This window comes from Sphingomonas sp. Leaf33, from assembly GCF_001421785.1.
Lineage (GTDB): Bacteria > Pseudomonadota > Alphaproteobacteria > Sphingomonadales > Sphingomonadaceae > Sphingomonas.
The window spans coordinates 2005266-2022490 of record NZ_LMLB01000001.1 but is presented as its reverse complement, the minus strand read 5'-3'; the positions used below and the strand labels follow the sequence as shown (position 1 = coordinate 2022490).

Genomic DNA, 17225 nt, shown 5'->3' with positions numbered 1-17225 from the left:
TTCGGGCCCAGGATGAGCGCGCGAACGATCGACCTGCTGCCGATCGCTGCCGCGATCGTGACGACGCGGGACGGCAAGCTGGAATATGAAGCGGTCAATCGCCCGTTCCGGCGCGCTGGGCTCGGGAACACGGCGGGCGACAGTTCGGTCACGCGACTGCTCGGAGGCCGCATCAGTGCGTTTCTGCAATCGCCCGAAACGCACGAGGAATTCACTTGGCAGGTCGGCGAGGCGATCGACGCGCAACATTTCCGCGTGATGCTGGCGCGGCGGGTGGAATCGGTCGACCGCTGCCTGGTCAGCCTGGTCGACCAGACGCCCGAGCAACGCACCGAAACCAGCCTGCGCCGCGAGATGCTGTCCGACAGCCTGACCGGGCTGCCAAACCGCGCCGGCTTCGACGATTTGGTCGACAGCCATGTCACGCCGGCGAACGCGACGTCCTATGCGATCCTGATCGTCAACCTGGCCCGGTTCAGCCAGGTCAACGCGTGCATGGGGTCGCTGGCCGGCGACGAATTGCTGATTTCGGTCGCGCGACGGATCAAGGGGGCGCTCCGCGGGCGCGACATGCTGGGGCGCATCGGCGGCGACGAATTCGCGGTCCTGATCGAAACCGACGACGGGCTGGCCGATGCGATGCACGTCGCGCGCCGGTTCCAGGCGGCGCTCGCCACGCCGTTCCGCCTGTCCGACTTCGAGATCCGCGTCGACTGCTCGATCGGCATCGCGCTGGGCGCCGACCAGATCGACCAGCCCGAGGACCTGATCCGTCACGCGCAGTTCGCGGTGAAGCGCGGCAAGCGGACCGGTGAGGTCGAGGTGTACAGCCGCACCTCCTACGACGTCGTGCGGACGCAGTTCGGGATCGAGACCCGCCTGCGCCGCGCGATCGAAAACGGCGAGATGACGCTCGCCTTCCAGCCGATCTGCGACTTGTCGACCGGACGCATCACCTCGTTCGAATCGCTGGCCCGCTGGGCGCCGGACGGAGTGAGTGTTCCGCCGACTGATTTCATCCCGGTTGCCGAGGAGTGCGGGCTGATCCTGCCGCTCGGTCGTTGGGCGATGGACGCCGCCGCGCAGACGTTGGCGCGGTGGGATCGGACAGCCGGTGGCGACTGCGGCGTCGCAGTCGCGGTCAACCTGTCGGCGATCCAGCTGCAGCGCGACGACGTGCCGACCATGGTCCGCCGCGCGCTCGACATCCACGGCGTCGATGGCGCACGGGTGACGCTGGAGCTGACCGAAAGCGCGATCATCGGCGATCACGACCGGATCGCGGAGACGCTGAAGGCGCTGAAGGACCTCGGCACCCGCCTGGCGATGGACGATTTCGGCACGGGCTACTCGAACCTCGCCTACCTCCAGCGGCTGCCGATCAACATATTGAAGATCGACCGCAGCTTCATCTCAGGCATGCTCGCCGATCGCGACAAGGTCGCCATCGTCCGCGCGGTGCTGAGTCTCGCGCAGGCGCTGGGGATGAGGACGACCGCGGAAGGCGTAGAGAGCAACGAACTGGCGCAGACGCTGGCCGCGCTCGGGTGCAGCTACGGCCAGGGGTATCTCTATTCGCGCCCTGTCGAGGCCGACGACGCTTACGCGCTGCTGGCGGCCGACAGGGCCTGAGCCACCGCTTCGTCGACGATGGCGTCGATTCGCTCGGGGAAGCCGGCGGCGATCCACCGGTCCTCGATCGCGCGCAGCGTGCGCGCCACGTCGGGCCCCTTGCGAAGCCCGCGCGCGACCAGAGCGCCGCCCGATACCGGCAGGCGCGGCGGCACCCATCCATCGAGGCTGTGCGTGTCGGCGCCCGCCAGCAACAAGCGATCGCGCGCGCCGTCCGGGCCGACGCGGTAGGCAAGCGCGCGGGGACCTTCGTCACCGACACCCGATCCCGCCGCCTCCAGCCGCTTGCGATCCGCATTCGACAGCTTCAGTCGCGCGCCGACCTCGACCACCGCATCATGCCCGACGAGCGCGGCGAGACGTCGGATCGCGTCGGGCGCGATACCCTGCGCATCTTCGGTGCTTGCCAGAGCAGCCAGCCGGGCGACGCCTGCGGGATCGATTTCGGGCAGCACCGGGGCGACGATGCCGTGGTCAAGCATCAGCCGGATAACCGCCACCGCGTCCCTGGCGACCAGCAGCTTGAGCAGTTCGTCGCGGATCCGCTCGCGCGACAGGGCCATCAGGTCGTTGGTGCGATCGGTGCAGGCGGCCAGGCCCGCGGCGTCGGGTGTGTCGCCGAAGCGGGCGAGGAAACGGAAGAAGCGCAGGATGCGCAGGTGATCCTCGGCGATCCGCTGGCGCGCGTCGCCGATGAAGCGGATGCGGCGCGCATCCAGATCGGCGAGGCCGCCGAAATAGTCGAAGACTTCACCCGTGTCGGGATCGGCATAGAGCGCGTTCATCGTGAAATCGCGCCGCGCGGCATCCTCGCGCCAGTCGTCGGTGAAGGCGACGACGGCGTGGCGCCCGTCGGTCGACACGTCGCGGCGCAGCGTCGTCACTTCGACCGGGCCGCTGGCGATGACCGCCGTGATCGTGCCGTGGGCGATGCCGGTCGGCACCGCCTTGATGCCCGCACGACGCAGGCGGTGCATCACGTCTTCAGGATCGTGCCGGGTCGCGATGTCGATATCGGCGACGGGCAGGCCGAGCAGCGCGTCGCGCACCGCGCCGCCGACAAAACGGGCGTGCGTACCGCCGCCCAGCGCCTCGATCAGCTCGTCGAGCCCGGCGCGCGTCCGCCAGTCGGTCTGCGGCAGCGCTACCATGCGAGCTGCCGCGACAGATTGACGATCATTGCGGCGGTCGCACCCCAGATGGTCTCGCCCTGCCAGTCGATGCGGGTGTAGTGGCGTTCGCTCCCTTTCCACACCGCGGTTTCCCGGGCGTGGTTGGCGGGATCGAGCACATAGGCGAGCGGCGCTTCGAACACGGCGGCGACTTCGGCTTCCGCCGGCGTCAGCGGCAGGTCGGGGGGCACGACGCCGATGACCGGCGTGACCCGGTAGCCGGTGCCGGTGCGATAAGGTGAAACCGCGCCGACGATCGTGACGGCGTCGGACGGCAGGCCGATCTCCTCGCGCGCCTCCCGCAAGGCGGCGGCGACCGCGTCGGCGTCTTCGGGATCGATCCGGCCGCCGGGAAAGGCGACCTGGCCGGCGTGAGCGCGTAGCGTTTCGGTCCGGCGGGTCAGGATGACGCCCGGCTCTGCGCGGTCGGTGATCGCGACCAATACGGCGGCCTCGGTCGCGGGGGGCGCACCCTCCAGCTCTAGCGCGCTCAGGTCGCCGGTCAGCAGGTCCGGCGCGGCGCGACGGCCCGCGGCAAGCGCGGCCGCCAGACGATCGGCGAGCGTCATGCCGGTTCCAGCGGGAAGAAGGCGCCGCCGCTCCACACGCCCGGCGGAGTTTCGCCGCCGTCGAGCGCAAGATTGGCGAGGTCGTAGTAGAGCGACCGGGCGATCAGCGCGTCGAGCCCGCCGCGGACGCGGATATAGGGGTGCGGGCCATCCGGCTTCGTCTCGAACCGCAGCGGGTTATCGGGACCGGCGATGACCAAGTCGCCGACATTGGTCTGGAACGCGATGCGGCCACCCTCCGCCTTCATCGTCACCGCAACAAAGGGGGCGTCATCGACCGCGATGTCGAGCTTCTCGCCCGGGTTGACCAGCACATAACCGCCGTCGCCCTCACGCCGCAGGATCGTCGCGAACTTGCGGACCATGTCGCGGCGTCCGATCGGCGAGCCCTGGTGATACCACTGTCCGTCGCTGGCGATCCGCATCTCGCTGTCGCCGCAATGGCTCGGGTGCCAATTCTCGACGGGGGCGGTGGACTGCGCAGCGATATGTGCGGCGACCTCGTCCATCGACAGCGCGTCGAGATCGGGAAGCGGCGGCATCGGCATGGCCACCCTTTGGCAAGCTAAAGCGCGGGAGGAAAGGGGGAACGCGATCCGTGTCCGGTCCCCCGCCTGTGCGTTACATCAGATTTCGTATTCCGGCCGCCACTGCGGCTCTTCGTACGCCGGCCGGCGCGCTCCTGGCTGGCGAGATACCATCTTCGAATACAGCGCCTTCACCGTATTGCTGCCGGTGCGCTCGAAGAAATTGGGCAGGACCGCGTGGACCATGCAGGCGAGCCCGCCGGCGATCAGCTTCGTGCCGAAGCGCGAGGCGACGCCGAAATGCTCGAGATAGGTCTCGCCGACGCTTTCGGGATGCGCGCGGAACCAGCGGTGCAGGGGACCGTCGTTTGCCATGGCCGCAGCATAGCCCGAAACGGCCCGGGACGGAACCTCAGTCGTGTTCGAGCGAGTCGAGAATGCGACCGCCGGCCATGAACACCGCGATCGGGCAAACCGCGAACAACATCCAGCCGCCGACGCCGGGATAGGCATCGAGATAGCGCACGCCCCGCTCGACCGCGCCGACGCCCAGGCTGTAGATGACGAGGAACGCCTCGAACTTGGTCTTGATGGTGAACAGGCGGAGGACGCGGGACCACATGGCCGACTGATAAGCAAGGCCCGGGCCAGCGGCGGAAATCCGTTAATCCGGCATGAAGCCACGTGGTTAACTGTCAAGTAACCCGACAGTATCCAGCGTCTCGAACAGCGCACGGCGGGCGTCCTCGATCTGGCGGACGAGTATCGGGTCGCCGATCGCGTCGTGCGGAATCGCGTCCGGCCAGGTCGTGCGGACGACCCCGGCGATGCGGTCGAGCTTGGCCGCGTCGACCAGGAACCGCGGATCGATGGTGGCGGGATCGGCAACGACGCGCAGGCGCAGGCACGCAGGACCGCCGCCGTTCGCCATCGATTCGCGGACATCGACTACCTCGACCCGGCGGATCGGACCGTTGCCGGCAAGGTGCGCCTGGAGCCAGGCCCAGACCGATGGCGTATCGCGCGCTTCGCCTGGTACGATCAGCGCGGTGGTGCCGTCGGGCAGAGTCACCAGCTGCGCGTTGAACAGATAGGAGGAAATCGCATCCGCCAGGCTGACCGCGGACGCCGGAACCTCGACGATCTCGACTTCGGGCAGTCGGGCGCGCAGGTCGGCGTACAGCCCATCGCGATCTGCGAACGCCTGTTCGTGTGCGAAGAGCACGCGTTCGTTGGCGACCGCGACGACGTCGTTGTGAAAGGCGCCGGCCGCGATGGCGGCGTCGGATTGGCGGGTGAAGATCGCGTCGGTGACGCCATGACGGCGGGCGATGGCTTCGCTCGCATCGCGGTGCTGGCGCGCGGGGAAGGGGCCGCCGGCGATGCCGTAGACGAACACCTCGACCCCAGGGCTGCCATGGTCCGCACACAGCCGCATGTGATTGGCCGCGCCTTCGTCGCCGAAAGGTGCTGGCACCGGCGCGTGGACCGCGAACGCCGGGTCGGCGAACGCCCTGCGCAGTTGCTTCAGCGTCGCAGGCCATTCGTGGCTGCGGTGCGCCATTGTGGCGAGGTTGGCGACGCTCAGGTGGCAGCGGCCATCGGCGGTATCGGGCGCGGGCGAGACGGTCGCGGCATTGGCCGCCCACATCGCCGACGCCGACAACGCCTGCGACTGGAGGTGCGTGGGCGCGCGGGCGTAATCGGCGGCGAGACTTTCCAACCAGCGATGATCCGGCCGCGGATGGGGCAGCAGGATGCCTTGCGTCAGTCCGAGCGCCAGGTTGGCGCGCATCTTTTCGATGCCCTGCAACGCCGCCGCCCGCGGATGCGAGGTCGCGCCGGCGTTTTTGGTCGCGGCGAGGTTGCCGTGACTGAGGCCCGCATAATTGTGGCTCGGCCCGACGATGCCGTCGAAGTTGATTTCAACCAGGGCCATCAGCGTTCGACCTCCGTCAGAACATCGCCAACTGACACGCTCAGCGCGGCGGCGCTCACCGGGTCGATCGTGCCGTCGCCGACTTCGCCCAGCGTCACGCGGAAGTCGCGGAGACGCCCGGTCGCGATCAGCGCGGGCACGCCGCCGTCGGCGATCCCGCTCAGCTCGAAATCGCGCGCCTCGCGCACCGTCTTCACCTGGTCGATCCGGGCGGTCATCGTCGGCCCGCCGTCGAAGATATCGACGTACTTCTCGTACGCGAAGCCTTCGTTCTCCAGCATTCGCATCGCGGCGCGGCCCGACGGGTGCGGCAGGCCGATGACGCTGCGCGCGCTTTCGGACAGCATCGCGACGTAAACCGGGTGCTTGGGCATCAGATCGGCGATGAACTGGTTGCCATGGACCGCATTAAACTGGTCGGCCTCCTGAAAATTCATGCCGAAGAACCGTCCGGCGACGCCGTCCCAGAAGGGTGACCCGCCGGCTTCGTCGATGATCCCGCGCAACTCCGCCAGCACCCGCTCGCCGAAGCGGCTGCGGTGGTTGCGGATGAACAGATAGCGCGCACGGGCAAGCAGCAGGCCCAGGCCGCCGGCCCGCTCGCCCGGGTGCAGGAACAATCCGCCGACTTCGCTCGCGCCGCCCAGGTCGTTGACCAGGTTCAGGATCTCGGCGCTGAAGGTGCGGCCCAGTTCCTCGCTGCGCTTGGTAATGGTGCCGATGCGGTAGCTGTAGAACGGCCAGCGCTGGCCGACGTGCGGAAAGATCTGGCACGTGCCGCGGACCTCGCCCGTTTCCAGGTTCTCGAGAACCAGGACGAACAGTTCGTCCTCGATCGTATCGGCATCGCGGTCGAAGGCGGCGTGGCTGCGTTCCAGCTTGGCGCGCAGCGCCGGCTTTTCCGGGGGCAGGTTGGTGAAGCCGCCGCCGGTCAGCTTGGCCATTTCGTACAGCGGTTGCAGGTCGGAATCGCGCGCGGCGCGGATGACGAAGCTCAAGCGAGGCCCCCTTCGAGGATGCGGAGAATGGTGACCGCCGACAGTCCGGCGCGTTCGGCAAGGCTGTCGGGGATCAGGAACTCGTCCGACGAATGGATCGCGCCGCCGCGCGGTCCCATCGTGTCGACGACCGGTACGCCGCACGCGGCGATGTTATTGCCGTCGCAGACCCCGCCGGTGGCGGCCCAGGTCACGGGCACGCCGAGATCGGCGCCGGTCGCGCGGACCAGATCGAACAGTTTTCCGGCGCCGGGGTCGATCGGCTTTGGCGGGCGGTTGAAGCTGCCGTGGACGTCGATCGCCACGTCATGCTCGGCGGCGATCGCGCCGACCGCCGCGTCGAGTGCGGCACGCGCGCGGATGACGTCGTCGGGCAGGGCCGGGCGGAAGTTGACGCGCAGGATCGCCAGATCGGGAACGACGTTGTTCGGCCCGCCGCCATCGATCCGCGCCGGGTTGACCGACAGGCCGGCACCGTGGAGCGCCTTTAGCCGGACCGCCAGCGCCGCCGCCGCGACGACCGCGTTGCGGCCGTCGTCCGGATTGCGCCCGGCGTGCGCGCTGCGGCCGCGGACGACCAGCGAGAAATTGCCCGTGCCCGCCCGCGCGCCGGCCAGGCCGCCATCGGCAAGCGCGGGTTCGTAGGTGAGCGCCGCAACCTTTCCACGCGCGAGATCGGCGATCAGCGCGGCGGACGAGAAGCTGCCGGTTTCCTCGTCCGAGGTGATGAGCACGTCGTAGCCGAGATGGGTCGAGACGGGGCTTGCCTCGACTGCCTCAAGCGCTGCGAGCAGGACGGCGATTCCGCCCTTCATATCGGCGACTCCGGGCCCGTTGATGCGTCCGTCGGGCAGTTCGCGGATCGTCTGGAAGGGGTGGTCGGCGGCGTACACGGTGTCCATGTGGCCGGTGAACAGCATCCGCCGCGGGGCGTCGGGGCGGACGCGCAGGACCAGGTGGCGGCCGTTGGCGATCGGCTCGACCCGGCCGTCTGTGGTGACACGCTCGGCCGGTGCCGGATCGACGAGGCTGATCGCGCCGGGGAGAGAGGAGAACGCCTCGACCAGCTTGTCCGCGACCTCCGCCAGCCCGGTCAGGTTGCCGGTCCCGCTGTTCACCGCGCTCCAGGCAAGCGTCCGCTCCAGCATCGGCGAGGCGCCGGCACGCCCGACGGCGGCGGCTTCGGTGGCGGTCAGTGGCATCGCCGCAGTCTAGCCCAGATCGGGGCGGTGGGGGCAACCCCCGGTAACAATTGTTACCAAACGCGGATCGACGTCAGAAGGCGTAGACGAGTGACGCGCGGCTGGTGGTGTCGGTGCCGACGCGTCCGACCGGCGGCCGGCTTTCGTAGCTGACGGCGTAGGACATCGACGCCGACAGCGGCCCGAACAGCTTTGCGCCGAGCGCCGTGCGCGTTGTCAGCGTCGAATTGAGGTTCTGGAGATAGGCCGACGCATCCTGGCTGAGCGTCAGGCCGTTCGCCAGCCGCCAGTCGAAATCGAGAGTGCCGCGCGCGCCCAGTTCGTTCTCGGTCTTGAAGTCGGTGAACGCGGTGCGCCGGAACGACGGGCCAAGTTCGACGTCGAGCGTCATCCGCGGCGACCGGATCGCGGTGTAGCCCGCCCCGGCCGATGCCGAATAGCGCGAGAAGTAACCGAGAAAGCGATCCGCCTCATATTGCGCGGCGCCATACGCATAGAGCCGGTCGTCGATCTTGTAGTTGGGTTCGTAGGCCGCGAGATAGTGTTCGCGCGTGGTGATCCCCAGGCTCTCCTGATACTCCGCAAGCACGCGCAGCTTGTGCCGCCACTGGAAGCCCTCGCGCGTCACGTCGGCCGCGGCCGTCAGGCCGACGTTGCGCGTGTTCCCGGTCGTGTAGAAGCCGCCGACTTCGACCCGACCGCGCACCAAGTCGAAAAAGCCCGAATCCTGCAGCGTCCGCGTGGCCGCCGCGCTGCGCGCATCCTTCCACGCATTGGCGATGCGGCGGATCGCCTCGGCACTTTCGGGGGACGCCGACGCGGCGTATTTGGCGATCGTCTGCACCTCCGCCTCGCTACCCGATGTCATCGCCGCGTCGAGCATCGCCTTTATCGGATCGGGTATCGTGACCGGATCGACCTGCGCCGGCGTCACGATCGGCGCCGGTGGCGTGTCGGTATTGGCGAGCAGCAGCGGCGAGAGGAGAAGCAGGGCGGCGCTCATGACCCGGTCCTTTTACCAGCAAAGCGGCATTTTAGGGCCTCGACTGGGCGTGGTGGCGGAGCGGTTCGTCGAACGCGGCGATCACGTCCTCGTACAGCGCGCGCTTGAACGGCACGATCATGTCCGGCAGTTCGGCCGGGTCCGCCCATTTCCACGCGCGGAACTCGGGATGCGCGGTCTGGATGTCCACGTCCGCATCGGTGCCGGTGAAGGCGAACAGGAACCACCGCTGGCGCTGGCCGCGCCACTTGCCCTGCCACAGCTTGCCGACCAGGTCCTCGGGCAGGTCGTAGCGCAATTCCTCGGACGCCTCGGCGATCAGCGTCAGATGTTCGGGCGCGATGCCGGTTTCCTCGCCGACTTCGCGGATCGCTGCCGCCAGTGCGTCTTCGCCCGGATCGATCCCGCCCTGCGGCATCTGCCACGCCTCCAGCGTCGAATCGAGCCGCTGACCGACGAACACGCGACCAGCACGGTTGAGGATCATCACGCCGGCGCAGGGGCGATAGGGCAGGTCGGTCATATCGTCGGAGCTCCGGCTGGCGAGGGGGCGTGCGCGCGCCTACCTAGGTCGCGTGATCGCCGTCGTCCATCATCCCGATTATGTCGCCCCGACCGTGCGGGGTGTGGGGCCGACCAAGAATGCCGCGGTGCGCGACCTGTTGCTGGCGAGCGGTGCCGCGCTCGACTGGCACACGCCCGACCCTGCGCCGCGGGGCTGGGTGGAGGCCGTGCACGACGCCGATTACGTCGCGGAAGTCGCCGAGGCGCGTGTACCGGCGGTCAAGGAACGGCGCATCGGCTTTGCGATCACGCCGCAGGTCGCGCGCCGTGCATTCGTCGTGCCGGGCGGCACCTATCTCGCAGCCAGGCTGGCGCAGGACCGCGGATTTGCGGCCAACACCGCAGGCGGCAGCCATCATGCCCTGGCGGATACGGGTGCAGGCTATTGCGTGTTCAATGACCTCGCCATCGCCGCCGTCCGGCTGGCGGAAGAAGGGCGTCGCGTGCTGATCGTCGATTGCGACGTCCATCAGGGCGACGGCACCGCCAGCCTGACCGCCGGCCGCCCCGATATCGCGACCTATTCGATCCATGCCGAGAAGAATTTTCCGGCACGCAAGGCGCGCTCGACGATCGACGTCGGCCTGCCGGACGGTGTCGACGACGACGGCTATATGGCGGCGCTTGAGACGACGCTGCTTCCGCTGATCGCCGATGTCTTACCGGATTTGATCTTGTACCAGGCCGGTGTCGATCCGTGGAGCGGAGACCGACTGGGCAGGCTGGCGCTGACGCGCGAAGGGCTGGTGCGGCGCGACCGCTGGATCGCGACGCTGGCGCGCGACCGGGCCATCCCGCTCGCGAGTGCGCTGGGCGGCGGATACGGCACCGACATGATGGAAGTCGCGGGGCGCCACGTCGCGTCGATCCTGGCGCTGGGCGGCGTCTTCGAAGAGTAGTGACCGTCTAGAGCTGTTCGCCGGCACGCGCGGCCAGTGCCGTTTCGATCCACCTCTTGGCATCGGTCAGGATCCGGTCGGCCAGAGCGCCGTCGCTGGCGCGGGCGAGGATGATCGCGCCGACCATCGTCGCCCACAACCCGGCGGCATCGGCCCGGTCGTCGTCGGTGGGGCAGGGGGAAAGCCCGGCGGCGATGCGGTCTATCTGCGCGGCGATACCGGCCGAGGCGGCAGCCTTCGTCTCGCTTCCGTGCCGTGCCGCGTCGATCGACAGCGCGGCGGTCGGACAGCCGTCAGACGGCGCGTCGCGGTGCCCCGGCGCCAGATAGGCATCGACGAATGCCGCCAGTCCACCGGTGCCGGGACGGTCGGGCGCGTCGCCGGCGAACAGATGCGCCAGCGTCTGTACAGCAAGGTCGTCCTTGGACCGGAAATGGCCGTAGAATCCACCATGCGTCATCCCCGCGGCACGCATGATCTCGGCCACGCCGACAGTGTCGAAACCCTGTTCGCGAAACAGACGCCCCGCTTCGGTCAGGATGCGGGCGCGGTTGGCCTGCATCTGTTCGCGCGTCACCTTCATTCGAAACTCCACAGCATCCAAAAAAGCCAGATCGCCAGATTGACATATATGATCGCCATCATATTTAGTAACGATCATGATGACCGTCATAATTAAAGCGTCGAGGACCCAGCGATGAACGACCTGCCTGCCGCTCTCGTTACCGGCGCCTCTTCGGGAATCGGCGGGACCTACGCCGACCGGCTGGCACGGCGGGGTCATGATCTGGTCCTGGTCGCGCGCGACGTCGCGAAGATGGACGCGCTGGCACAGACGCTGCGCGCGGAAACAGACGTCACGATCGACATCCTGCGCGCCGATCTGGCTGACGAAACGGACATCGCTGCGGTCGAGGCGCGGTTGCGCGACGACGCGCGGATCGGTGTGCTGGTGAACAACGCCGGGCTGTCGTTTGCGAGCGCGTTCGAGCAGCAATCGGCGAACGATCTCGCGCAACTGGTGGCGGTCAACACGACCGCGGTGCTGCGGCTAGCGCACGCGGTGGCCCCGCGTTTCGTGGCCGAGGGGCGCGGTGCGATCGTCAACATCGGCTCGGTGGTCGGGCTGGTCCCCGAATTCGGCCAGAGCGTGTATGGCGCGACCAAGGCGTTCGTGCTGTTCCTGTCACAGGGACTGGCGCACGAACTCGGGCCCAAGGGCATCTACGTCCAGGCGGTGCTGCCGGCGGCGACCGCGACCGACATCTGGGCGCGCGCCGGGGCCGACCCGGCAGCGTTGCCGCCGATGATGGCGGTCGGCGATCTGGTTGATGCCGCGCTGGCCGGGTTCGACCGGCGCGAGGCGGTGACCATCCCGCCGCTTCATGATGGCGAACTGTGGGACGCCTATCAGGCCGCGCGGGTGGCGATGATTCCGGGGTTCGGCCAGAGCTTGCCTGCCCCCCGCTATACCGGCGACGCGGAGTGAGGGGCTGGGTCGTCGAGCGCTATGGCAAGGGCCGGTCGCTGGCGCTGGTGGACCTGCCGGAGCCGGTGGTGGGGGACGAGGACCTGTTGGTCGAGGTTCATGCCGCCGGCCTCAATCCGCTCGACAGCAAGATTCGCGACGGCGAATTCCAGCCGTTGCTGCCCTACAAGCCGCCCTTCGTGCTGGGGCATGACCTGGCGGGGCGGGTCGTCGCGGTCGGCAGGGCGGTGCGCGAGTTCGCGGTCGGCGACGCGGTCTTCGCCCGCCCGCGCGACGGCCGCATCGGCACGCTGGCGCAGCGGATCGCGGTGCCTGCGGCCGATGTCGCGCTGATGCCGGCGAACCTGTCGATGGTGGAGGCCGCCGCCCTGCCGCTGACCGCGCTGACCGCGTGGCAGGCGTTGGTCGATCTCGGCCGCGTCGGTCCGGGCACCAAGGTGCTGATCCATGCGGGCTCGGGCGGTGTCGGGGTGCTCGCGATCCAGCTTGCCAAGCATCTCGGCGCGACGGTCGCGACAACGGCGGGCAGCGGTGCCGACCTGGTCCGCAGTTTGGGCGCCGACACCGTCATCGACTATCGCACGCAGGATTTCGCAGCCCTGCTGACGGATCAGGATTTCGTGCTCGCCAGCCAGGATGCTGAAACGCTGACGCGCTCGGTCAGCGTGGTGAAGCCCGGCGGAATGATCGTGTCGCTGTCCGGCCCGCCCGATCCGGCCTTTGCCCGCGCGCAGGGGCTGAACCTTGCCCTGCGGGCGATCCTGGGCCTGATGAGCTGGCGCATCCGCCGCAGGGCGCGGGCCCACGGCGTCGCCTATCGCTTTCTGTTCATGAAGGCGGACGGCGCACAGCTGGCCCGGATCGCCCGGCTGGTCGAGGGCGGCGCGATCCGCCCGGTCATCGAACGCAGCTTCGGCTTCGACGCGGTCAACGACGCGCTCGACGATCTTGATCGCGGCCGGGCGAAGGGGAAGGTGGTCGTCGAGGTCATGTCGCCGGCGTGACCGCGAAAGCCTCCCCGCCGGCCCATACGGATGCCGCGATCGGTGCCGGGCGTCTGGCGCTGCTGTCCGGGCTGGCCGCGCTGGGGGCGCTGGCGACCAACATCCTGTTGCCTGCCTTTCCGGCGATGGCGCGCGACATGGGCGTCGGCCAGCCCGCGCTTGCCTGGACGCTCAGTGCGTTCTTCGCGACCTTTGCGGTCGGGCAACTGGTGGTAGGGCCGGTCACCGACGCGATCGGCCGGGCGCGGCCGGTGCTGGTTGGGCTGGCGCTGTTCGCGATCGGCAGCGCGGTCGGTGCGACGGCCGACAGTTTTGCGATCCTGGTGGTCGCGCGCGTAATCCAGGCGCTCGGCGCGTGCGTGACCGCCGTGCTGACGCGCGCCATCGCCCGCGACCTGTTCACCGGGCCTGCGCTGACCCGCGTGCTGGCGCTCATCATGATCGCGATGGCGGCGGCACCGGGCTTTTCGCCCGCGCTCGGGACCGCGGCGACATCGCTGTTCGGGTGGCGCGCGACCTTCGTCCTCATGCTCGCCGTCGCTGTCTTGCTCGCGGTCACCTATCTGATGTCCGCCGGGGAGACGCTCACGCCCGACCGGCGGACGCGCCTGAGGCTCGGTGACAGCGCGCGGACTTACGCCAGATTGCTCCGCGATCGGCGTTTCCTGGCGCCTGCGGTCACCGTCAGCCTGATGATCGGTTGCCTCTACACCTTCTTCGGTGCCGCACCGGCGATCCTGCTCGAGCGCATGGCGTTTTCGCCGGCGGGGCTCAGCCTGTTCTTCGCCGCGACGGTCCTGGTCGTCTTCGCCAGCGGACTTGCCGGGCCGCGTCTGGCCGCACGGTTCGGGACGGCGCGGGTCGGGATGACGGGTCTCGTGATCGCGCTCGCCGCCGGAATTGCGCTGCTCTCGGGCCTGGACGCGACGACGCCTGTCCCGTTCGTCGCCGCCATCACGCTGTTCCTGCTCGGCATGGGGACGATCAACCCCATCGGCACCGCGATCACGCTGGAACCGTTCGGTGCGACCGCCGGATCGGCCTCCGCGCTGCTGGGTTTCCTCCAGATGGCGGCTGCCGGCCTCGGCACGGCCCTGATCGGCGTGTCCCCGTGGTCACCACTGACGACGTGTTCTGCCATCATCGCGGTCGGATCGCTCGGCGGCGTCATCGCCTTCCGCTTCGCATGTGCATGAACGGACAAGCGATTGGCGCGCCCGGAGGGATTCGAACCCCCGACCGAGGAGGTAGAAGCTCCTTGCTCTATCCAGCTGAGCTACGGGCGCGCGCTGAAGATGCGTTAGCGCGGATTGATCGGTAGCGAAACGGCGATCATAAGGTCGCGCATGAACCAGGGGGCAGATGAGGTGCAGCGGCGCAACTCGGGTGAGGTTGGGCGCGGCGACTTTCGGTATTTCGACATCGTCATGGTCGCGTTCGTCGTCGTCCTGCTGCTGTCCAACCTGATCGGGGCGGCCAAGCGATCCGAAGTCGACCTGCCGGTCATCGGGATGTGGTCGTTCGGCGCGGGCGTGTTCTTCTTCCCCGTCAGCTATATCGTCGGCGATGTCCTGACCGAAGTCTACGGCTATGCCCGCGCGCGCCGCGTGATCTGGATGGGTTTCGGCGCGCTCGTCTTCATGGCGTTCATGGCGTGGGTCGTCGTATCGCTGCCCCCGGCGCGCGGCTGGACGGGGCAGGCAGCGTATGAAAGCGTATTCGGCAACACCTGGCGGATCGTCGGTGCGTCGATGATCGCATTCTGGGCGGGGGAATTCGCCAACAGCGTCGTGCTCGCGCAGATGAAGGTGCTGACGAAGGGGCGTTATCTGTGGATGCGCACGATCGGGTCGACCGTCGTCGGACAGGGCCTCGACAGCCTGATCTTCTATCCGCTCGCCTTTGCCGGGACGGCGGGGTGGACGAGCGATGCGATCATCCAGGTCGTGATCAGCCAGTTCCTGCTGAAGACCGCGTGGGAAGCGGCGCTGACGCCGGTCACCTATCTGGTCGTCAACACGCTGAAACGGCGCGAAGGGATCGACGTGTACGACGACACGACCGACTTCACGCCGTTCAAGGCGCGGGTTTAAGCCACCGCCGCCAGCAGCCCTTCGAACATCCGGCGTCCGTCGGTGCCGCCATGCGCGGCTTCGATCCTGCGTTCTGGATGCGGCATCATGCCCAGCACGTTGCCCGCCGCGTTCAGGATGCCGGCGATGTTGCGCGCCGAACCGTTGACGCTCTCGCCGTACCGGAACGCGACGCGGCCTTCGCCTTCGAGCCGGTCGAGCGTCTCGGTATCGGCGAAGTAATTGCCGTCGTGATGCGCCACGGGCACCGACAGCGTCTCGCCGCTTTTGTACTGGCTGGTGAAGCGGCTCTGGCTGTTCTCGACCGTCAGCGCGACATCGCGGCAGACGAAGTCCAGGCCGGCGTTGCGCATCAGCGCGCCGGGCAGCAGGCCGCTTTCGGTCAGGACCTGGAAGCCGTTGCAGATGCCCAGCACCGGCACGCCGCGCTCCGCGGCCCGGATGACCGCGCCCATCACCGGCGACCGCGCGGCGATCGCGCCGCAGCGCAGGTAGTCGCCGTAGGAGAAGCCGCCGGGAATCGCGATCAGGTCAAGGTCGCCCGGCAATTCGCTGTCGCCGTGCCACACCATGTGCGGCGCGCGGCCGGTGACGTCCCGGATGGCGGTCGCCAGATCGCGGTCGCAGTTGGAGCCCGGGAAGACGACGACCGCGGCGCTCATTGTGCGCGCTCGATGCGGTAGTTTTCGATGACCGTGTTCGCCAGTAGCTTGCGGCACATCTCGTCGATCGCGGCATCGCCGGTGTCGTCGGCGACGTCCAGTTCGAAGATCTTGCCGGCGCGAACCTCGCCCACGCCACCGAATCCGAGGCTGCCGAGCGCGTGTTCGATCGCCTTGCCCTGCGGATCGAGCACGCCGGGCTTGAGCGTCACGACGATGCGAAGTTTCATCTGAGAAGGGTCCCCGACCGGTAAGGATTGGATGGCCGCGCCTATGCCCCTGCGACGGACAGCGGGCAAGGCTTCATCCCGCGTTTACGTTTTGGGAACACTCTGGCGCGGGCGGCGCAGGTCGCGTCGCCGGGTGGAGTGGCAGGGATGGCCTATCTGGCAATGGTGATGTTCGTGGCGCTCGTGGGATTCGGGCGGGACTATTTCCACTGGTCGGGCAGTCACGTCGAACTGGCGCTGTTCGCGACGTTCGTCTTCGGGATCATCTGCGGCTTCAAAGTGAAGGGTTAGCGTCTGGTCGCCACCCCGTCAGACGGGAGCGGTTGTCCCGCCGCCCGTCGTGGCGAGTCGCCGGCCTGCTACCGCAAACCGCGCGCTGCCCGTTACTTCCCTCGCCGCTTACGGTGGCTTTCCAGATCCAGAACAGCCGAATCGCCTTCGCCCTCGGGCAACAGTCCCAGGCGACGGGCGACTTCCTGATAAGCCTCGACCTCGCCACCCAGGTCGCGGCGGAAGCGGTCCTTGTCGAGCTTTTCGCCCGACGCCATGTCCCACAGGCGGCAGCCGTCCGGGCTGATCTCGTCGGCCAGGATGATCCGGCCGAAGTCGTTGTCCCAGATCCGGCCGAATTCCAGTTTGAAGTCAACCAGGCGGATGCCGATCCCGGCGAACAAGCCGGTCAGGAAGTCGTTCACGCGGATGGCCATGTCGGCCATGTCGTGCAGTTCGTCCTGGCTGGCCCAGCCGAAGCACAGCACGTGTTCCTCGGAGATCATCGGATCGCCGAGCGCGTCGTCCTTGTAGTAATATTCGACGATCGTGCGCGGCAGCGGCGTGCCTTCCTCGATCCCCAGGCGCTTGCTGAGCGAGCCGGCGGCGACATTGCGAACGACGACCTCGATCGGCACGATCTCGACCTGGCGAATGAGTTGTTCGCGCATGTTGAGACGACGTATGAAGTGCGTCGGGATGCCGATCGCGCCGAGCAGCGTGAAGACATGCTCCGAGATGCGGTTGTTCAGGACGCCCTTGCCGCTGATCGTGCCCTTCTTCTGGGCGTTGAAGGCCGTCGCATCATCCTTGAAATACTGGATCAGCGTGCCGGGTTCGGGACCCTCGTAGAGGATCTTTGCCTTGCCTTCGTAGATCTGGCGGCGACGGGCCATCGACAGTCCTTCAAATGCGCGCGCCCCGGCGGCGGATGCGACCGGGGCGGGATTGGTCGCGCCTATATCGGACGTG

Annotated in this window: 21 protein-coding genes and 1 tRNA gene; 7 read left to right on the top strand and 15 right to left on the bottom strand. The window is 68.2% G+C overall.

What is annotated here, in order from left to right; translation table 11 throughout:
- Positions 1-12: 12 nt before the first annotated feature.
- Complete coding sequence (locus ASE86_RS09880) at positions 13-1632, top strand: putative bifunctional diguanylate cyclase/phosphodiesterase (protein WP_056425331.1); 1620 nt, start codon at positions 13-15, stop codon at positions 1630-1632.
- Here ASE86_RS09880 and ASE86_RS09875 read toward each other — a convergent pair.
- From ASE86_RS09875 to ASE86_RS09830, 10 genes are all read right to left on the bottom strand, one after another.
- The gene (locus tag ASE86_RS09875; RefSeq protein ID WP_056425329.1) at positions 1602-2783 is read right to left on the bottom strand and encodes a CCA tRNA nucleotidyltransferase; all 1182 of its coding nucleotides are present in this window, start codon (positions 2781-2783) and stop codon (positions 1602-1604) included. The two genes, ASE86_RS09880 and ASE86_RS09875, sit on opposite strands and share 31 nt — an antisense overlap.
- Positions 2777-3373 (bottom strand): CoA pyrophosphatase, encoded by a 597-nt coding sequence (locus tag ASE86_RS09870; RefSeq protein WP_056425327.1) that lies wholly within the window; start codon positions 3371-3373, stop codon positions 2777-2779. The genes ASE86_RS09875 and ASE86_RS09870 overlap by 7 nt, the downstream gene beginning before the upstream one ends.
- Positions 3370-3921: a DUF1285 domain-containing protein gene (locus ASE86_RS09865; RefSeq protein WP_056425323.1), complete on the bottom strand. Its 552-nt coding sequence runs from the start codon at positions 3919-3921 to the stop codon at positions 3370-3372. Before ASE86_RS09865 ends, ASE86_RS09870 begins: the two co-directional genes overlap by 4 nt.
- A 78-nt stretch (positions 3922-3999) precedes the next feature.
- Positions 4000-4275, bottom strand: a complete 276-nt coding sequence (locus ASE86_RS09860; protein ID WP_056425320.1) for a DUF6356 family protein — start codon at positions 4273-4275, stop codon at positions 4000-4002.
- Between the two features lie 37 nt (positions 4276-4312).
- Entirely contained in the window at positions 4313-4522 is a 210-nt protein-coding gene (locus tag ASE86_RS09855) for a hypothetical protein (protein ID WP_056425318.1), read from the bottom strand.
- Positions 4523-4588: 66 nt separating this feature from the next.
- On the bottom strand, positions 4589-5839 hold the full coding sequence (locus ASE86_RS09850) for an N-succinylarginine dihydrolase (RefSeq protein ID WP_056425315.1): 1251 nt from the start codon (positions 5837-5839) through the stop codon (positions 4589-4591).
- Positions 5839-6837, bottom strand: coding sequence for an arginine N-succinyltransferase (locus ASE86_RS09845; protein WP_056425311.1), 999 nt, complete (start codon positions 6835-6837; stop codon positions 5839-5841). The genes ASE86_RS09850 and ASE86_RS09845 overlap by 1 nt, the downstream gene beginning before the upstream one ends.
- Positions 6834-8039: a hydrolase gene (locus ASE86_RS09840; RefSeq protein WP_056425310.1), complete on the bottom strand. Its 1206-nt coding sequence runs from the start codon at positions 8037-8039 to the stop codon at positions 6834-6836. The genes ASE86_RS09845 and ASE86_RS09840 overlap by 4 nt, the downstream gene beginning before the upstream one ends.
- Positions 8040-8112: 73 nt before the next feature.
- Positions 8113-9042 carry a YdiY family protein gene (locus tag ASE86_RS09835; protein WP_056425307.1) on the bottom strand — a complete coding sequence of 310 codons (930 nt, stop codon included), beginning with the start codon at positions 9040-9042 and terminating at the stop codon, positions 8113-8115.
- Positions 9043-9073: 31 nt separating this feature from the next.
- Complete coding sequence (locus tag ASE86_RS09830) at positions 9074-9565, bottom strand: RNA pyrophosphohydrolase (RefSeq protein ID WP_056425304.1); 492 nt, start codon at positions 9563-9565, stop codon at positions 9074-9076.
- A 52-nt stretch (positions 9566-9617) separates the two neighbouring features.
- Between ASE86_RS09830 and ASE86_RS09825 the strand changes: the two genes are divergently transcribed.
- The gene (locus ASE86_RS09825) at positions 9618-10505 is read left to right on the top strand and encodes a histone deacetylase (protein WP_056425301.1); all 888 of its coding nucleotides are present in this window, start codon (positions 9618-9620) and stop codon (positions 10503-10505) included.
- A gap of 7 nt (positions 10506-10512) precedes the next feature.
- Here the strand turns inward: ASE86_RS09825 and ASE86_RS09820 are convergent, their stop codons facing one another.
- Positions 10513-11088: a TetR/AcrR family transcriptional regulator gene (locus ASE86_RS09820; protein WP_056425296.1), complete on the bottom strand. Its 576-nt coding sequence runs from the start codon at positions 11086-11088 to the stop codon at positions 10513-10515.
- Between the two features lie 114 nt (positions 11089-11202).
- Between ASE86_RS09820 and ASE86_RS09815 the strand changes: the two genes are divergently transcribed.
- From ASE86_RS09815 to ASE86_RS09805, 3 genes are read left to right on the top strand one after another with little or no spacing between them, the layout of a single operon-like run.
- Positions 11203-11994 (top strand): SDR family NAD(P)-dependent oxidoreductase, encoded by a 792-nt coding sequence (locus ASE86_RS09815; protein ID WP_056425293.1) that lies wholly within the window; start codon positions 11203-11205, stop codon positions 11992-11994.
- On the top strand, positions 11991-12998 hold the full coding sequence (locus tag ASE86_RS09810; protein ID WP_056425291.1) for an NADP-dependent oxidoreductase: 1008 nt from the start codon (positions 11991-11993) through the stop codon (positions 12996-12998). The genes ASE86_RS09815 and ASE86_RS09810 overlap by 4 nt, the downstream gene beginning before the upstream one ends.
- Positions 12995-14194 (top strand): Bcr/CflA family efflux MFS transporter, encoded by a 1200-nt coding sequence (locus ASE86_RS09805; RefSeq protein WP_156347090.1) that lies wholly within the window; start codon positions 12995-12997, stop codon positions 14192-14194. The genes ASE86_RS09810 and ASE86_RS09805 overlap by 4 nt, the downstream gene beginning before the upstream one ends.
- A 13-nt stretch (positions 14195-14207) precedes the next feature.
- On the opposite strand, the gene ASE86_RS09800 is transcribed toward ASE86_RS09805, so the two are convergent.
- Positions 14208-14284, bottom strand: a tRNA-Arg gene (locus ASE86_RS09800).
- A 60-nt stretch (positions 14285-14344) separates the two neighbouring features.
- On the opposite strand from ASE86_RS09800, the gene ASE86_RS09795 reads away from it, so the two are divergent.
- Entirely contained in the window at positions 14345-15091 is a 747-nt protein-coding gene (locus tag ASE86_RS09795; protein ID WP_056425288.1) for a queuosine precursor transporter, read from the top strand.
- On the opposite strand, the gene purQ is transcribed toward ASE86_RS09795, so the two are convergent.
- Both purQ and purS read right to left on the bottom strand, forming a co-directional pair.
- Positions 15088-15753: a phosphoribosylformylglycinamidine synthase subunit PurQ gene (purQ, locus tag ASE86_RS09790; RefSeq protein ID WP_056425286.1), complete on the bottom strand. Its 666-nt coding sequence runs from the start codon at positions 15751-15753 to the stop codon at positions 15088-15090. The genes ASE86_RS09795 and purQ overlap by 4 nt on opposite strands.
- Positions 15750-15983 (bottom strand): phosphoribosylformylglycinamidine synthase subunit PurS, encoded by a 234-nt coding sequence (purS, locus tag ASE86_RS09785; protein WP_056425283.1) that lies wholly within the window; start codon positions 15981-15983, stop codon positions 15750-15752. The genes purQ and purS overlap by 4 nt, the downstream gene beginning before the upstream one ends.
- Before the next feature lie 147 nt (positions 15984-16130).
- Here purS and ASE86_RS15990 point away from each other — a divergent pair, with 147 nt between their 5' ends.
- Positions 16131-16274 carry a hypothetical protein gene (locus ASE86_RS15990; protein WP_156347089.1) on the top strand — a complete coding sequence of 48 codons (144 nt, stop codon included), beginning with the start codon at positions 16131-16133 and terminating at the stop codon, positions 16272-16274.
- A 92-nt stretch (positions 16275-16366) separates the two neighbouring features.
- On the opposite strand, the gene purC is transcribed toward ASE86_RS15990, so the two are convergent.
- Entirely contained in the window at positions 16367-17149 is a 783-nt protein-coding gene (purC, locus tag ASE86_RS09780; RefSeq protein ID WP_056425279.1) for a phosphoribosylaminoimidazolesuccinocarboxamide synthase, read from the bottom strand.
- Between the last annotated feature and the right edge of the window lie 76 nt (positions 17150-17225).

Excerpts from the sequence above, each read along its gene's own strand:
- ASE86_RS09880 (WP_056425331.1), top strand. The coding sequence starts at position 13 with ATGAGCGCGCGAACGATCGACCTGCTGCCGATCGCTGCCGCGATCGTG.
- ASE86_RS09875 (WP_056425329.1), bottom strand. The coding sequence starts at position 2,783 with ATGGTAGCGCTGCCGCAGACCGACTGGCGGACGCGCGCCGGGCTCGAC.
- ASE86_RS09870 (WP_056425327.1), bottom strand. The coding sequence starts at position 3,373 with ATGACGCTCGCCGATCGTCTGGCGGCCGCGCTTGCCGCGGGCCGTCGC.
- ASE86_RS09865 (WP_056425323.1), bottom strand. The coding sequence starts at position 3,921 with ATGCCGATGCCGCCGCTTCCCGATCTCGACGCGCTGTCGATGGACGAG.
- ASE86_RS09860 (WP_056425320.1), bottom strand. The coding sequence starts at position 4,275 with ATGGCAAACGACGGTCCCCTGCACCGCTGGTTCCGCGCGCATCCCGAA.
- ASE86_RS09855 (WP_056425318.1), bottom strand. The coding sequence starts at position 4,522 with ATGTGGTCCCGCGTCCTCCGCCTGTTCACCATCAAGACCAAGTTCGAG.
- ASE86_RS09850 (WP_056425315.1), bottom strand. The coding sequence starts at position 5,839 with ATGGCCCTGGTTGAAATCAACTTCGACGGCATCGTCGGGCCGAGCCAC.
- ASE86_RS09840 (WP_056425310.1), bottom strand. The coding sequence starts at position 8,039 with ATGCCACTGACCGCCACCGAAGCCGCCGCCGTCGGGCGTGCCGGCGCC.
- ASE86_RS09835 (WP_056425307.1), bottom strand. The coding sequence starts at position 9,042 with ATGAGCGCCGCCCTGCTTCTCCTCTCGCCGCTGCTGCTCGCCAATACC.
- ASE86_RS09830 (WP_056425304.1), bottom strand. The coding sequence starts at position 9,565 with ATGACCGACCTGCCCTATCGCCCCTGCGCCGGCGTGATGATCCTCAAC.
- ASE86_RS09820 (WP_056425296.1), bottom strand. The coding sequence starts at position 11,088 with ATGAAGGTGACGCGCGAACAGATGCAGGCCAACCGCGCCCGCATCCTG.
- ASE86_RS09815 (WP_056425293.1), top strand. The coding sequence starts at position 11,203 with ATGAACGACCTGCCTGCCGCTCTCGTTACCGGCGCCTCTTCGGGAATC.
- ASE86_RS09795 (WP_056425288.1), top strand. The coding sequence starts at position 14,345 with ATGAACCAGGGGGCAGATGAGGTGCAGCGGCGCAACTCGGGTGAGGTT.
- purQ (WP_056425286.1), bottom strand. The coding sequence starts at position 15,753 with ATGAGCGCCGCGGTCGTCGTCTTCCCGGGCTCCAACTGCGACCGCGAT.
- purS (WP_056425283.1), bottom strand. The coding sequence starts at position 15,983 with ATGAAACTTCGCATCGTCGTGACGCTCAAGCCCGGCGTGCTCGATCCG.
- ASE86_RS15990 (WP_156347089.1), top strand. The coding sequence starts at position 16,131 with ATGGCCTATCTGGCAATGGTGATGTTCGTGGCGCTCGTGGGATTCGGG.
- purC (WP_056425279.1), bottom strand. The coding sequence starts at position 17,149 with ATGGCCCGTCGCCGCCAGATCTACGAAGGCAAGGCAAAGATCCTCTAC.